Consider the following 14,885-nt stretch of genomic DNA (forward strand, 5'->3'; position numbering starts at 1 on the left):
GAGCGGGGCGGGTCAGTGTTTCGGGGGGCGGCCGGCCAGGGTCAGGGTTCTGTGGGCGCTGGCCACGACCGCGGGGTCGATGAAGCGGCCGTCGGGGAGGGCTTGGGCGCCCGGGTGGGTGGCGGCGGCTTCGAGGATCTTCTCGGCTGATTCGATCTCGGCCGCAGTGGGGGCGTAGGCGCGTTCGATCACCGGGAGCTGGCGGGGGTGAATGGCGGCGCGGCCGAGGAAGCCGAGGGCGCGGCCGTGGGCCGAGGTGATGGCCAGGCCTTCGAGGTCTCGGGTGTCCGGGTGGATCGACTGGGCCGGGGAGAAGAGGCCGGCGGCGCGGGCGGCGAGGATCACTCGGGAGCGGGACCAGTCCAGAGCCGGGTCGTGGTGGACGGCCAGGTCGGCGCGGAGGTCCGCCTCGCCGAGGGCGATGCCGTGGAGGGCGGGGTGGGATGCCGCGATGTCGTAGGCGCGTTCCACCCCCAGGGCCGATTCGAGGAGGGCGTACAGGGGGATCGTGTGTCCTCGCGCGGGCGCGGGCGCGGGCGCGGGCGTGGGCGTGGGCGTGGGCGTGGGCGTGGGCGTGGGCGTCGGTGCCGGTGCCGGTGAGGCGGAGGCGGCCGAGGCGGAGGCGGCGGCTGAAGCCGTCCGCTCCGCGACGTTCGCGATCTCGGTGGGGGACGTGATCTTCGGGAGGCGGAGGGCCGCCAGGCCGGGGAGGCGGGGGAGGGTTCTGAGGTCCTCTTCGGACTGGGGGGTGCCCAGGGCGTTCACGCGTACGTGGACGGGGACGGGGGGCGGGGTCATGAGGAGTTCGGCGGTGGCCGCGCGGGCGTAGTCCTTGCGGTCGGGGGCGACCGCGTCCTCCAGGTCCACGATCACCACGTCGGCGCCGGAAGCCAGGGCCTTCGTGACCACCTCGGGGCGATCGCCGGGGGCGTACAGCCAGGTCAGTGGGAAGGGCGCCGTCGGTCGGCCGGTCACAGGGCGCCCTCCTCGCGGAGGGTTTCGATGTCCGGTCCGGTCAGGCCCAGTTCCGTGAGGACCGCGTCCGTGTCGGCGCCGTGCGGGCGGCCCGCCCAGCGGATGGCGCCGGGCGTGGCGGAGAGGCGGAAGAGGATGTTCTGCATGCGCAGGGGGCCGAGATCGGGGTCGTCGACGGTCGTGATCGTGTCCAGGGCACGGTACTGCGGGTCGGTCATCACCTCCCGTACGTCCTGGACGGGGGCGACCGCCGCCTCCGCCTTCTCGAACGACTCGACGACCTCCTCGCGGGTGTGGCGCGCGATCCAGGCGCCGACCGCCTCGTCGAGGACGTCCGCGTGCCGAGCCCGCTCGGCGCCCGAGCCGAACCAGGGCTCGTCGATCAGTTCGGGGCGGCCCACCAGCCGCATCACCCGTTCCGCGACGGACTGCGCCGAGGTGGAGACGGCCACCCAGGAACCGTCCGCCGTGCGGTAGGTGTTGCGGGGCGCGTTGTTGGCGGAGCGGTTGCCCGTGCGGGGCTGGACGTGGCCCAGTTGGTCGTACCAGAGGGGCTGGGGTCCGAGGACGGTGAGGATCGGCTCGATGATCGCCATGTCGACCACCTGCCCCTCACCGGTGCCATCACGCGCGGCGAGTGCGGTCATCACCGCGTAGGCCGTCGCCAGGCCGGCGATCGAGTCGGCGAGGCCGAAGGGCGGGAGGACCGGTGGGGCGTCCGGCTCGCCGGTGATCGCGGCGAAGCCGCTCATCGCCTCGGCGAGCGTGCCGAAGCCGGGGCGGTGCGCGTACGGGCCGAACTGGCCGAAGCCGGTGACGCGGGCGAGGACCAGACGCGGGTTCGCGGCGGACAGTTCCTTCCAGCCCATGCCCCACCTCTCCAGGGTGCCGGGGCGGAAGTTCTCGATGACCACGTCGGCGGTGGCGGCGAGGCGGAGGAGGGTGTCCCGGCCACCGGGTCTGGAGAGGTCGAGCGTCAGGGTGCGCTTGTTGCGGCCCAGCAGCTTCCACCACAGGCCCACGCCGTCCTTCGACGGGCCGTGGCCGCGGGACGGGTCCGGCTTCGTGGGGTGCTCGACCTTGATGACCTCCGCGCCGAAGTCGCCGAGCATCGTCGCGGCGAGGGGGCCGGCGAAGAGGGTGGCGAGGTCGAGGACGCGAAGGTGGGTGAGCGGGGGGTCGTACGCCTGGGTCATGGGTGGTGGGTCTCCCGGAGGGTGAGGTGGGCCAGGGTGTCGAAGCCGATGCCGTTGAAGTCGGCGATCGAGGTGGCCAGGCGGTTCTTGAGTGGTGCCGTCCAGCGGTCGGGGAGGGCGTCCGGGGAGCCGGCCAGGAGGCCCGCGACACTGCCCGCCGCCGCGCCGTTGGAGTCCGTGTCCCAACCGCCCGACACCGCACGGCAGATGGAGGCCGTGAAGTCGCCGTCCGCGTGGGTCAGGGCGGCGGTCAGCAGGGCCGTGTTGGGGATGGCGTGGACCCAGTGGTGGTCGGCGTAGGTGGTGTGGAGCCGGTCGACGACCGTGTCGAAGTCGCGGGTCTCGGCGGTGAGTTGCAGGGCGTGCCGGACGGCTCCCGCGAGGCGGGAGTGCGGGGGGACGACCTTGAGGCCGGTGCGCAGGCAGTGGTGGACGTCGTGGGTGCCGGTCGCCGCGTCCGCGATGGTGGCCGCGAGGAACATCGCCGCGTAGACGCCGTTCGCGGTGTGGGTGAGGGTGGCGTCGCGGTGGGCCTGTTCGGCCGCGGTGGCGGGGTCGCCGGGGTTGGTCCAGCCGTGGACGTCGGCGCGGATCAGGGCGCCGATCCATTCGCGGAACGGGTTGCGGTGGCGGGCGGTGCGCGGGGGGTCGATGCCGCTGAGGAGGTTGCGGTAGGCGATGCGTTCGGCGGTGAAGGTGCGGCCCGCGGGGAGTTCGTCGAGCCAGAGCGTCGCCACGTCGGTGGTGGTGAAGTGCCTGCCGTGACGGGTGAGGAGGAGCAGGTTGAGCAGGGGGTAGTTGAGGTCGTCGTCCTCGGGCATGCCGTCGATGTTCTCGGCGAGGGAGGTGGGGGCGGAGCGGCGGTTCCAGGGGTGGGCGGTGAGGAGTTCCGGGGGGACGCCTCGGGCGGTGAACCAGGTGGTGAGGGGCCAGTTGCCGGTGGCGGCGGCGAGTTGGCGGATGGCGGTGAGGGAGAGCTTCTCGACGGGTTTGCCCAGCAGACAGCCGGCGGCTCGGCCCAGCCAGGCGGCTTCGAGGCGGGGGAGGTAGGGGGCCGGGGCGGGACGGGTCGGGCGGGTCGGCCAGTCCGGGCACAGGGCCTTGATCCGGTGCAGGTGTGTCGGCTCGCTGTCGGCCAAGCTGCTGGGGAGGTCGGCCAGTTCGTCCAGGAGGTCCCCGGCCAGCAGTCTCAGGTAGCGGGAGGCGCGTTGGGGGGAGGCGCCGGCGCGGAGGGGGGCCGGGGGGCCGCCCGCCGCGCGCCAGCGGGCGGCGATGGCCGAGGGTTCACGGCCGTCCAGCCGTGCCTGGTGGAGCTCGTGACCGAGGAGGTCCTCCGGCTGGACCCAGGTGAGGCGGAGGGGGGTCACCGGGCGGACGCCAGGGTGGTGAATGCGGACTCGTGGGCGCGGCGGCGGTGTACGTCCTGGTCGTGGATCTGGCGGGTGACCTCCGTCAGTGTCGTGGCGGGGGCGTGGAGGTCCAGACGGCTTGCCTCGGCCACCGTCTTGGCCCAGTCGGACGGAATGTCCGAGCCCAGCGCGCCCGCGAGGGCGCCGGACATCGTGGCGATCGAGTCGCAGTCGCGGCCGTAGTTCACGGAGCCCAGGACGGCGTGGCGGTAGTCGCCGCGCGCCACCAGCAACATGCCCAGCGCGATGGGGAGTTCCTCGATCGCGTGCAGCCGGGAGGGGCGGCGGGCACCGAGAGAGGGGGCGCGGTAGTCGGGGCCGACCGTGTCGAACGGGGTGACCGCCTCGCGCAGCGGCCGTAGCGCCGACTCGAAGTCCGTGTGCCGTCGGGCCACTTCGCACACCGACTCGATCGCCGCGCGGGTGCCGTCCTTCGCCAGGGCGAGGCAGGACTCGATCACCGACTCCGCCGTGGCGCCCGGCGCGCACGCCGCCGCGACGGCCGCCGCGAACACGCCCGCCGCCTCCCTGCCGTACGACGACTGGTGGGCGCCCGCGATGTCGAGGGCCTCGGCGTACGCGCCGGGCGGGTTGGCCGCGTTGACCAGGCCGACCGGGGCCATGTACATCGCCGCCCCGCAGTTGACGATGTTGCCGGTGCCGGCCTCGCGGGGGTCGACGTGGCCGTAGTGGATGCGGGCCACCAGCCACTTCTCGGCGAGGAAGACCCGCTGGAGGGGGAGGGCCTCCGCCTCCAGTTCCGGGATCCAGCGCGGGGTCGTCATCATGTCCGGCACCAGGTGCTCGGCGACGGAGTAGGCGTCCAGGTGGTCGCGGACCCGGTCGTAGACCCGTACGAGCGCGTGGGTCATCAAGGTGTCGTCGGTGACGTGGCCGTCGCCCTTGTGGTACGGGGCGATGGGGCGGGCGGTGCGCCAGTCGTCGCCGCTCCAGGGGCCGACGATGCCGTGGACGCGGCCGCCGTGCCGTTCGAGGATCTGTTCCGGGGTGTAGCCCTCGACCGGGCCGCCGAGTGCGTCCGCGACGGCGGCGCCGACCAAGGCACCGGTGATGCGCTCTTCTAGGTTCGCTCCAGCAGGGGGAGTCGCGTGCCGACTGGCTTCCATGGGGGGCGTCATGCCCGAATCATCCTCCCGGGACGGCGAGTTCCGTGGCTGCGAGAAGTTCGGCGAGGTGTACGAGATCCGTACCGGTGAGGCGGGGGAGGGCGCAGCCGGAGAGGGTGCGGCAGGCGTCCCGCCAGGCGTCGGGGATGGCGGTGCCGCCGCTGAGCGCGCCGGTCAGGGCACCGGCGAGGGCGGGGGCGGAGTCGGCGACGCGGGAGAGACAGGCCGCGGCGGGGACGGCCTCGGCGATCCGGCCCTCGGCGGCGGTGGCGAGGGCGAGGGCGACGGGGACGGTCTCGGCGGCGGCGATGCCGTAGCTGTAGACGTGATCCACGATCTGGTGCTCCAGGAGCGGGACGAGAGCGAATGTTCCTTCTTTTCTGTGCCGGTGGGCGAGATCGAGGGCGTGGCGGGCGTTGCGGCCGATCTCCGTCTCGGCGGGGAGTTCGGCGAGGGCGGCGGCCACGCAGTCGTCGACCTTCGCGCCGACGAGCGCCAGCGCGAGCGCGGCGGCCATCGCGCGTGCGCCGTGCACGCCGTCGCCGTCCTGGGTGTAGCGGGCGTCGAACTCGGCCAGGTCGGCGGCGAGTCGGGGGGCGCCGGGATGGGCGACGGCCAGCACGCAGGCGCGTACGCAGGCGGCGTCGTCGAAGTAGTGCGGGTTGTCGTGACCGGTGGCGGGCGGGCGCAGGCCGGTGGCGAGGTTGCCGAGGCCGGCGCGTACGGAGATACGGGCGCGCAGGGGGAGTACGGCGGACTCGACCTCGGGGGCGCGTTCGGCGGCGGCGGCGATCTCGCTGGCGACGGCGTTCCACGAGAGGTCGATCGAGGCGCGGGTGCGGCGTTCCAGGCTGAGGTCGCCGAGGGCTGCCGCGTCCGAGGCGCGCAGGACCGCCTCCGCCGCGAACGCCGCCCACTCGGCGTCGTCGGAGGGGCCGAGGCGCAGGGGCTCGGGGGGCTGGTTGAGGGCGATGGGTACGGGGAGGGTGGTGGTGGCGTTCTGCTCGGCGAAGGTGTCCAGCTCGCGGGTGAGGCGGCGGGTCCACTCCGGCATACGGGCCGCGCGGTGGCGGGCGGCGGGCCAGCCGGCGGCGTCGCCTGCGGCTAGGCCGAGCAGGAGGCCCTCGATTCGGCGAGCCGTCGGGGGGCGGGGGGCTGTCGCGGGGCGGGGGGTTTCGGCCTCGGCTCCGCCTTCGGCCGGGTGTTTTTTCCCACCCGCACCACCCGTGCGGCTTTCGTCGTCGGGTGCGGGTGGCCCCTGTGGGGTGTCCTCGCCGTCGGCGGCCGTGGGTCCGGGTTCGAACGGCTTTGCCGCGACGGCGATCTCGATTCCGTCGGGTGCGTTCGCCGCCCAGGAGGTGGGGGCGGTGCGGGTCGAGGCGCCGCCACTCGTCGCCCTGTCGGCGGCAGTCTTCGGCCCGCCGTACGGCGGGGGTGTCGCGGTGGCGGGTGTCTCGTCCCGGGTGGCAGGTGGTGTGGTCGGTGTCGGCGCGTCCCGCGTGGCGGGTGGTGTGGTCGGTGTCGGCGAGTCCTGGGCGGGAGGTGTTGTGGTCGAGGTCGGTGAGTCCCGGGCGGGAGGCGCTGTGGTCGAGGTCGGCTTGTCCGGCGCGGGAGTCGCTGTGCCGGGTGCCGGCTCGTCCCATGGTCGGGGCCAGGTCATGAGGGGGTCTCCGTTCTGGTGTCGGCGGCCAGGGTGAAGGCGCCCGGGTCCGGTGGGGGCCAGGGGGCGTGGGGGAGGGGGTGCGCGTTGGTGCCCCATTTGCCGCCCTCGCCCGGGACCAGGAGCTCCGCCACGTCCAGGACGTGGTGGCCGGCCATCGACGGGAGGCAGCTCCCGCGGGCCGGGCCGATCGCGGCGGTCCAGTCGGAGGGGATGGACGCCGCGCCGTGGGTCGCGCCGGCGAGGGCGCCGGCGACGGCGGCGGTGGTGTCGGCGTCGCGGCCCATGTTGACCGCGGTGAGGACGGACTCGGTGAAGTCGCCGTCCGCCGCCGCGTACGCGCCGAAGGCGAGGGCGACGGCTTCGGGGGCGAGGTCGGTCCAGGGGTAGCCGCCGATGACGACGGCGGAGCGCACGGCGCGCTCGCCGCGGTGGGCGACGGCCACGGCCCGGCGCAGGGAGCGGGCGGTCCAGGAGTCGTCGGGGACGACGGCGAGGGCGGAGGCCACGACCGCGATCGTGGGGGCGCCCGCCATCGCCGCCGCCACGCCGGCGGCGACCGCCTGACCGCCGTAGATGCCCTCACCGTCGTGGCTGACCGAGCCGTCGACGGCGACCAGCCGTGCGGCCTCCGCCGGGCGGCCGGCGGCGAAGACGCCGAAGGGCGCCGCGCGCATGGCCAGGCCGTCGCTCCAGGCATGCCGGTGCTGGGCGGAGATCGGGGCGGCCAGGCCCCGGCGCAGGTTTTCCAGGGTGCCGCGCTCGCTGAAGCCCGCACCCCGGAACGGGCCCTCGTCCTGGTCCGCGATCCACTGGTGCCAGGCCGTCTCCACATGGGTGACCGTGAGTGCCGAGCCGTGCCGGGCCAGCAGCAGCCCGGAGAAGATGGCGTACTCCGTGTCGTCCGTGCCCGAGGGGTTCTCGGCGACGTAACCCGTGATGCGCCCCCAGCGTGCGCGGATCTCGGACGGCTTCATGTTCTCCGCAGGCGCCCCCAGCGCGTCCCCGACGGCGAGTCCGAGCATGGCCCCGCGTGCCCGCTCACGGAGGTCGGCGGCGTCACCGGGCGCCGGGACCGAGGGAATGCAGGCGATGGAAGGCATACGGTCGCCTCTCTGGCCCTGTGGGCAGTTGATCCGCTCTGAAGATTTCTCTGTGCAGATCTCTCCCACACCGGGTGCCTCGGCGGTGCGCGGAACGCTCGTGTATCACCCGGTCGACATCTGTGCAGAGCCATGTACGAATGAGCGGCGACCGTTTCTCGAACAGCCGGTGGCCCGGGTAAGTATGGCCTTCCTTGCTGGCAGGAGCGATTTTCCGAGCGTACGTTCGACGTGAGGAAGGGAGCTGGATCGTGGCGATCATCGACACCGAGGCCGCGTTGCACGAGGCGCACCGCGACAACCACACCCACCGGGACGTGAACGGCGGCTGGCTGCGGCCGGCCGTGTTCGGTGCGATGGACGGGCTCGTGTCCAACCTGGCGCTGATGACCGGTGTCGCGGGCGGGACGGCCGGGCGGGAGGCGGTCGTCGTCGCCGGGCTCGCGGGGCTCGCGGCCGGGGCCTTCTCCATGGCCGCCGGCGAGTACACCTCCGTGGCCTCTCAGCGTGAACTCGTCGAGGCCGAACTGGCCGTAGAGCGACGGGAGTTGCGCAAGCACCCCAAGTGCGAAGAGAAGGAGCTGGCCGCGCTCTACGCGGCCCGCGGGGTCGAGCCGCATCTCGCGCACGAGGTGGCACGGCAGTTGTCCCGCGATCCCGAGCAGGCGCTGGAGATCCACGCCCGGGAGGAGCTGGGTGTCGACCCCGCCGACCTGCCCTCGCCCGCGGTCGCCGCCGTGTCGAGTTTCGGCTCCTTCGCGTTGGGCGCCCTGCTGCCCGTCCTGCCGTATCTGCTCGGCGCGGGCGCGCTGTGGCCGGCCGTGCTGGTGGCGCTCCTCGGGCTCTTCGGGTGTGGTGCGGTGGTCGCCAGGGTGACGGCCAGGACCTGGTGGTTCAGCGGGACGAGGCAGCTCGCCCTCGGGGGTGCCGCGGCGGGTGTGACGTACGTCCTGGGCAGTCTCTTCGGGGCGGCCGTATGATGGATCGGATCGCTATGTATGCGCGGGACCGCATAAATAGTGGTTACCAAGCGGTTTCGAATGCTTAACCGCTGGGCATGAGCCGTAAGCACCGCGGGCAATGACGCCTGCCGGGCACCTGGAACAGCGGGCGACGACGCCTTCTTCGCCCCCGTCGGCCGACATCGATCTGCCTGGTCGGCTCCCCTGATCACGCCACCGTGCGCGGCACCCCCTCCGTGCTCGTGGCGTCCGCATGCTGGGACGAAGTATCCGGTTCCCGGGAATCGTTCCATCATGTAACCTGCACGAAATTTTGCACTTTACGCAGAGGGCCAGCGTCGTCCCTCGGCAATTCGCATATGCCAGATGACGACGACGGGAGAGCCGATGCGTACGCCGCGCCAGCCGTCCCAGCACTCCACGAATGGCCAGAAGCGGTCGTTCATGGATGCTCGCCCTGCTGCGCAGGGTATGTACGACCCCCGCAACGAGCACGACGCCTGTGGCGTCGGCTTCGTGGCCACCCTCACCGGCGAGGCGAGCCATGCGCTGGTCGAGCAGGCGCTCACGGTTCTGCGCAACCTGGAGCACCGAGGGGCGACCGGTTCGGAGCCCGACTCGGGTGACGGCGCCGGCATCCTCTCCCAGGTTCCCGACGCCTTCTTCCGCGAGGTGGCCGGATTCGAGCTGCCCGAGGCCGGCTCGTACGCCGTCGGAATCGGCTTCCTGCCCGAGGACGGCGCGGACGACGCCGCCACCCGCATCGAGGCCATCGCCGCCGAAGAGGGCCTGACCGTCCTCGGCTGGCGTGAGGTGCCCGTCGCCCCCGAGCTGCTCGGCGCCACGGCCCGCTCGACGATGCCCGTGTTCCGTCAGGTCTTCGTCGCCGACGGCACGTCGAAGGACATCGACCTCGACCGCAAGACGTTCGTGCTGCGCAAGCGTGCCGAGCGCGAGGTCGACGTCTACTTCCCCTCGCTGTCCGCGCGGACCATCGTCTACAAGGGCATGCTGACCACCGGCCAGCTCGAGCCCTTCTTCCCGGACCTGTCCGACCGCCGCTTCGCCTCCGCGATCGCGCTCGTGCACTCCCGGTTCTCCACGAACACCTTCCCGTCGTGGCCGCTCGCCCACCCGTACCGCTTCGTCGCGCACAACGGCGAGATCAACACGGTCATGGGCAACCGCAACTGGATGCGCGCCCGCGAGTCCCAGCTGGTCTCCGACCTGTTCGGCGCCCAGGACAAGCTGGAGCGGATCTTCCCGATCTGCACGCCCGACGCCTCCGACTCGGCGTCCTTCGACGAGGTCCTGGAGCTGCTCCACCTCGGTGGCCGCTCCCTGCCGCACTCCGTGCTGATGATGATCCCGGAGGCGTGGGAGAACCACGACTCCATGGACCCGGCCCGCCGCGCCTTCTACCAGTTCCACTCCACGATGATGGAGCCCTGGGACGGCCCGGCCTGTGTCACCTTCACCGACGGCAGGCAGGTCGGCGCGGTCCTCGACCGCAACGGCCTGCGTCCCGGCCGCTACTGGGTCACCGACGACGGCCTCGTCGTCCTCGGCTCCGAGGTCGGCGTCCTCGACATCGACCCCGCCAAGGTGGTCCGCAAGGGGCGCCTGCAGCCGGGCCGTATGTTCCTCGTCGACACCGTCGAGCACCGCATCGTCGAGGACGACGAGATCAAGGCCGGCCTCGCCGCCGAGCACCCCTACGCGGAGTGGCTGGAGGCAGGGGAGATCGAACTCTCCGACCTGCCCGAGCGTGAGCACATCGTGCACACCCACGCCTCGGTCACCCGCCGCCAGCAGACCTTCGGCTACACCGAGGAGGAGCTGCGCGTCATCCTCGCGCCGATGGCCAAGGCCGGCGCCGAGCCCATCGGCTCGATGGGCACGGACTCGCCGATCGCCGCGCTGTCCTCGCGCCCGCGTCTGCTCTTCGACTACTTCACGCAGCTGTTCGCGCAGGTCACCAACCCGCCGCTGGACGCCATCCGCGAGGAGCTCGTGACCTCGCTGCGCTCCTCGCTGGGCCCGGAGGGCAACATCCTGGAGCCGACCGCCGCGTCGTGCCGGAGCGTCACCCTGCCCTTCCCGGTGATCGACAACGACGAGCTGGCCAAGCTCATCCACATCAACGCCGACGGCGACATGCCCGGCATGAAGGCCGCCACACTGTCGGGCCTCTACCGGGTCTCCGGCGGCGGTGACGCCCTCGCCGCGCGCATCGAGGAGATCTACGCCGAGGCCGACGCCGCCATCGACAACGGCGCCCGACTGATCGTCCTGTCGGACCGCCACTCCGACGCCGAGCACGCGCCGATCCCGTCGCTGCTGCTCACCGCGGCCGTCCACCACCACCTCATCCGCACCAAGCAGCGCACCCAGGTGGGCCTGCTGGTCGAGGCCGGTGACGTCCGCGAGGTCCACCACGTCGCCCTGCTGATCGGCTTCGGCGCCGCCGCCGTCAACCCGTACCTGGCGATGGAATCCGTCGAGGACCTCGTCCGCGCCGGAACGTTCCTCTCCGACATCGAGGCCGAGCAGGCCATCCGCAACCTGATCTACGCCCTCGGCAAGGGCGTCCTGAAGGTCATGTCGAAGATGGGCATCTCCACGGTCGCCTCCTACCGGGGCGCCCAGGTCTTCGAGGCCGTCGGTCTCGCGGACGAGTTCGTCGAGAAGTACTTCAACGGCACGGCCACCAAGATCGGCGGCGTCGGCATCGACGTCATCGCCAAGGAGGTCGCCGCCCGCCACGCCAAGGCGTACCCCGCCTCCGGCATCGCTCCGGCGCACCGCGCGCTGGAGATCGGCGGCGAGTACCAGTGGCGCCGTGAGGGCGAGCCGCACCTGTTCGACCCGGAGACGGTCTTCCGCCTCCAGCACTCCACGCGTACGCGCCGCTACGACATCTTCAAGCAGTACACGGACCGCGTGAACGAGCAGTCCGAGCGTCTGATGACGCTGCGCGGCCTGTTCGGCTTCAAGAGCGACCGGCAGCCGATCTCCATCGACGAGGTCGAGCCGGCCTCCGAGATCGTCAAGCGGTTCTCGACCGGCGCCATGTCGTACGGCTCCATCTCCAAGGAGGCGCACGAGACGCTCGCCATTGCCATGAACCAGTTGGGCGGCAAGTCCAACACCGGTGAGGGCGGCGAGGACCCGGACCGTCTCTACGACCCCGCGCGCCGTTCGTCCATCAAGCAGGTCGCCTCCGGCCGCTTCGGTGTGACGAGCGAGTACCTGGTCAACGCGGACGACATCCAGATCAAGATGGCCCAGGGCGCCAAGCCCGGTGAGGGCGGTCAGCTGCCCGGCCACAAGGTGTACCCGTGGGTCGCCAAGACCCGTCACTCGACGCCGGGCGTGGGCCTCATCTCCCCGCCGCCGCACCACGACATCTACTCCATCGAAGACCTGGCCCAGCTGATCCACGACCTGAAGAACGCGAACCCGCAGGCGCGGATCCACGTGAAGCTGGTCTCCGAGGTCGGTGTCGGTACGGTCGCGGCCGGTGTGTCCAAGGCACACGCGGACGTCGTCCTCATCTCCGGCCACGACGGCGGAACGGGCGCATCCCCGCTCACCTCGCTGAAGCACGCGGGCGGTCCCTGGGAGCTCGGCCTCGCCGAGACCCAGCAGACGCTGCTGCTCAACGGCCTGCGCGACCGCATCGTCGTCCAGACCGACGGCCAGCTGAAGACCGGCCGTGACGTGGTCATCGCCGCGCTCCTCGGCGCCGAGGAGTTCGGTTTCGCGACCGCGCCGCTGGTCGTCTCCGGCTGCGTCATGATGCGCGTCTGCCACCTGGACACCTGTCCGGTCGGCATCGCCACGCAGAACCCGACGCTCCGCGACCGCTTCGCCGGCAAGGCCGAGTACGTCGTCAACTTCTTCCAGTTCATCGCGGAGGAGGTGCGCGAGCTCCTCGCCGAGCTGGGCTTCCGCTCCATCGAGGAGGCCGTCGGCCACGCCGAGACACTCGACGTGACCCGCGCGGTCGACCACTGGAAGGCGCAGGGCCTGGACCTGGAGCCCCTGTTCCACGTCCCCGAGCTGCCCGAGGGCGCCGTCCGCCACCAGCTCATCGAGCAGGACCACGGCCTGGAGAAGGCGCTCGACAACGAGCTGATCAAGCTCGCCGCCGACGCACTCGCCGCCTCGGAGGCCACCGACGCCCAGCCGGTGCGCGCCCAGGTCAAGGTCCGCAACATCAACCGCACGGTCGGCACCATGCTCGGCCACGAGGTGACGAAGAAGTTCGGCGGCGCCGGTCTGCCCGACGACACCATCGACATCACCTTCACCGGCTCGGCGGGCCAGTCCTTCGGCGCCTTCCTCCCGCGCGGTGTCACACTGCGCCTGGAGGGCGACGCCAACGACTACGTCGGCAAGGGACTCTCCGGCGGCCGGGTGATCGTCCGCCCCGACCGGGGCGCCGACCACCTCGCCGAGTACTCCACCATCGCGGGCAACACCATCGCCTACGGCGCGACCGGCGGCGAGCTGTTCCTCCGCGGCCGTACGGGCGAGCGGTTCTGCGTCCGTAACTCCGGCGCCACGGTGGTGTCCGAGGGCGTCGGCGACCACGGCTGCGAGTACATGACCGGCGGCCACGCGGTCATCCTCGGCGAGACGGGCCGCAACTTCGCGGCCGGTATGTCGGGCGGCGTCGCGTACGTCATCGACCTGAACCGCGACAACGTCAACGTCGGCAACGTGGGCGCCGTCGAGGCCCTGTCCGACGACGACAAGCAGTGGCTGCACGACGTGGTGCGCCGTCACGCCGAGGAGACCGGCTCCACGGTCGCCGAGAAGCTGCTCGCCGACTGGACCGTCGCCGTGGAGCGCTTCAGCAAGATCATCCCCAGCACGTACAAGGCAGTGCTCGCCGCCAAGGCCGCCGCCGAGCAGGCCGGTCTCTCCGAGACCGAGATCACCGAGAAGATGATGGAGGCGGCGATCAATGGCTGACCCGAAGGGCTTTCTCAACCACGGGCGCGAGGTCGCCAAGTCCCGCCCCGTCGACGTACGCCTCAAGGACTGGAACGAGGTCTACGTCCCCGGCTCCCTGCTGCCGATCATCAGCAAGCAGGCCAGCCGCTGCATGGACTGCGGCATCCCGTTCTGCCACAACGGCTGTCCCCTCGGGAACCTGATCCCCGAGTGGAACGACTACGCCTACCGCGAGGACTGGGGCGCGGCTTCGGAGCGCCTGCACGCGACCAACAACTTCCCGGAGTTCACCGGTCGCCTCTGCCCGGCACCCTGCGAGTCGGCGTGCGTGCTCGGCATCAACCAGCCGGCCGTCACCATCAAGAACGTCGAGGTCTCGATCATCGACAAGGCGTGGGACAGCGGTGACGTCGCGCCGCAGATCCCCGAGCGCCTGTCCGGCAAGACGGTCGCGGTCATCGGCTCGGGCCCGGCGGGCCTGGCCGCCGCCCAGCAGCTGACGCGGGCCGGTCACACCGTCGCCGTCTACGAGCGCGCGGACCGCGTCGGAGGTCTCCTCCGCTACGGCATCCCCGAGTTCAAGATGGAGAAGCGGCACATCAACCGCCGTATCGAGCAGATGCGCGCGGAGGGCACCCGCTTCCGCACGGGCATCGAGATCGGCCGCGACCTCAAGGCGACGGACCTGAGGAAGCGGTACGACGCCGTCGTCATCGCCGCCGGCGCCACGACCGCCCGTGACCTCCCGGTCCCCGGCCGCGAGCTGAACGGCATCCACCAGGCCATGGAGTACCTGCCGCTGGCCAACAAGGTGCAGGAGGGCGACTTCGTGGCGCCCCCCATCACGGCCGAGGGCAAGCACGTCGTGGTCATCGGCGGCGGCGACACCGGCGCCGACTGCGTGGGCACCGCCCATCGCCAGGGCGCGGCCTCCGTCACGCAGTTGGAGATCATGCCGAGGCCGGGTGAGGACCGCGCCGCGAACCAGCCGTGGCCGACCTTCCCCATGCTCTACAAGGTCACCTCCGCGCACGAGGAGGGCGGCGAGCGGGTCTACTCCGTCTCCACCACCCACTTCGAGGGCGACGAGGACGGCAACGTCCAGTGGCTCCACCTCGTCGAGGTCGAGTTCGTCGACGGCAAGCTCACACAGAAGCCGGGCACGGAGCGCAAGATCCCCGCCCAGCTGGTGACGCTGGCGATGGGCTTCACGGGCACGGACCGCGAGAACGGTCTCGTGGACCAGTTCGGCCTGGAACTCGACGAGCGCGGCAACATCGCCCGCGACGCCGACTTCCAGACCAACGTGCCCGGCGTGTTCGTCGCCGGTGACGCGGGTCGCGGTCAGTCGCTCATCGTGTGGGCGATCGCCGAAGGCCGCTCGGCGGCACGGGGCTGCGACCGCTTCCTCACGGGCGCGAGCGAACTTCCGGCGCCGATCCGGCCCACGGACCGCTCGCTGATGGTCTGATCCCTCAGACCCCCTTC

General features: G+C 71.9%; 9 protein-coding genes. 3 read left to right on the plus strand and 6 right to left on the minus strand.

Translation table 11 applies throughout. The features are described 5' to 3' along the window. Window positions 1-12: 12 nt before the first annotated feature. From ACFY9I_RS35360 to ACFY9I_RS35385, 6 genes are all read right to left on the minus strand, one after another. Window positions 13-975 (minus strand): aldolase/citrate lyase family protein, encoded by a 963-nt coding sequence (locus ACFY9I_RS35360; protein ID WP_391009351.1) that lies wholly within the window; start codon window positions 973-975, stop codon window positions 13-15. After that, entirely contained in the window at window positions 972-2,171 is a 1,200-nt protein-coding gene (locus tag ACFY9I_RS35365; protein WP_391009354.1) for a CoA transferase, read from the minus strand. Before ACFY9I_RS35365 ends, ACFY9I_RS35360 begins: the two co-directional genes overlap by 4 nt. Then, a complete protein-coding gene (locus ACFY9I_RS35370; protein WP_391009356.1) occupies window positions 2,168-3,538 on the minus strand; it encodes an ADP-ribosylglycohydrolase family protein in 1,371 nt (456 codons plus the stop codon). Before ACFY9I_RS35370 ends, ACFY9I_RS35365 begins: the two co-directional genes overlap by 4 nt. Continuing rightward, entirely contained in the window at window positions 3,535-4,719 is a 1,185-nt protein-coding gene (locus tag ACFY9I_RS35375) for an ADP-ribosylglycohydrolase family protein (RefSeq protein WP_391009359.1), read from the minus strand. Before ACFY9I_RS35375 ends, ACFY9I_RS35370 begins: the two co-directional genes overlap by 4 nt. Before the next feature lie 7 nt (window positions 4,720-4,726). Then, window positions 4,727-6,031, minus strand: coding sequence for an ADP-ribosylglycohydrolase family protein (locus tag ACFY9I_RS35380; RefSeq protein ID WP_391009571.1), 1,305 nt, complete (start codon window positions 6,029-6,031; stop codon window positions 4,727-4,729). Between the two features lie 332 nt (window positions 6,032-6,363). Beyond that, complete coding sequence (locus ACFY9I_RS35385; protein WP_391009362.1) at window positions 6,364-7,470, minus strand: ADP-ribosylglycohydrolase family protein; 1,107 nt, start codon at window positions 7,468-7,470, stop codon at window positions 6,364-6,366. A 251-nt stretch (window positions 7,471-7,721) separates the two neighbouring features. Here ACFY9I_RS35385 and ACFY9I_RS35390 point away from each other — a divergent pair, with 251 nt between their 5' ends. From ACFY9I_RS35390 to ACFY9I_RS35400, 3 genes are all read left to right on the plus strand, one after another. Further along, complete coding sequence (locus tag ACFY9I_RS35390; RefSeq protein WP_391009365.1) at window positions 7,722-8,450, plus strand: VIT1/CCC1 transporter family protein; 729 nt, start codon at window positions 7,722-7,724, stop codon at window positions 8,448-8,450. Window positions 8,451-8,819: 369 nt separating this feature from the next. Next, a complete protein-coding gene (gene gltB, locus ACFY9I_RS35395) occupies window positions 8,820-13,415 on the plus strand; it encodes a glutamate synthase large subunit (protein WP_391009574.1) in 4,596 nt (1,531 codons plus the stop codon). Continuing rightward, window positions 13,408-14,868 (plus strand): glutamate synthase small subunit, encoded by a 1,461-nt coding sequence (locus ACFY9I_RS35400; RefSeq protein WP_391009368.1) that lies wholly within the window; start codon window positions 13,408-13,410, stop codon window positions 14,866-14,868. The genes gltB and ACFY9I_RS35400 overlap by 8 nt, the downstream gene beginning before the upstream one ends. Window positions 14,869-14,885: the final 17 nt, after the last annotated feature.

This window comes from Streptomyces sp. NPDC012510 (genome assembly GCF_042955065.1).
Lineage (GTDB): Bacteria > Actinomycetota > Actinomycetes > Streptomycetales > Streptomycetaceae > Streptomyces.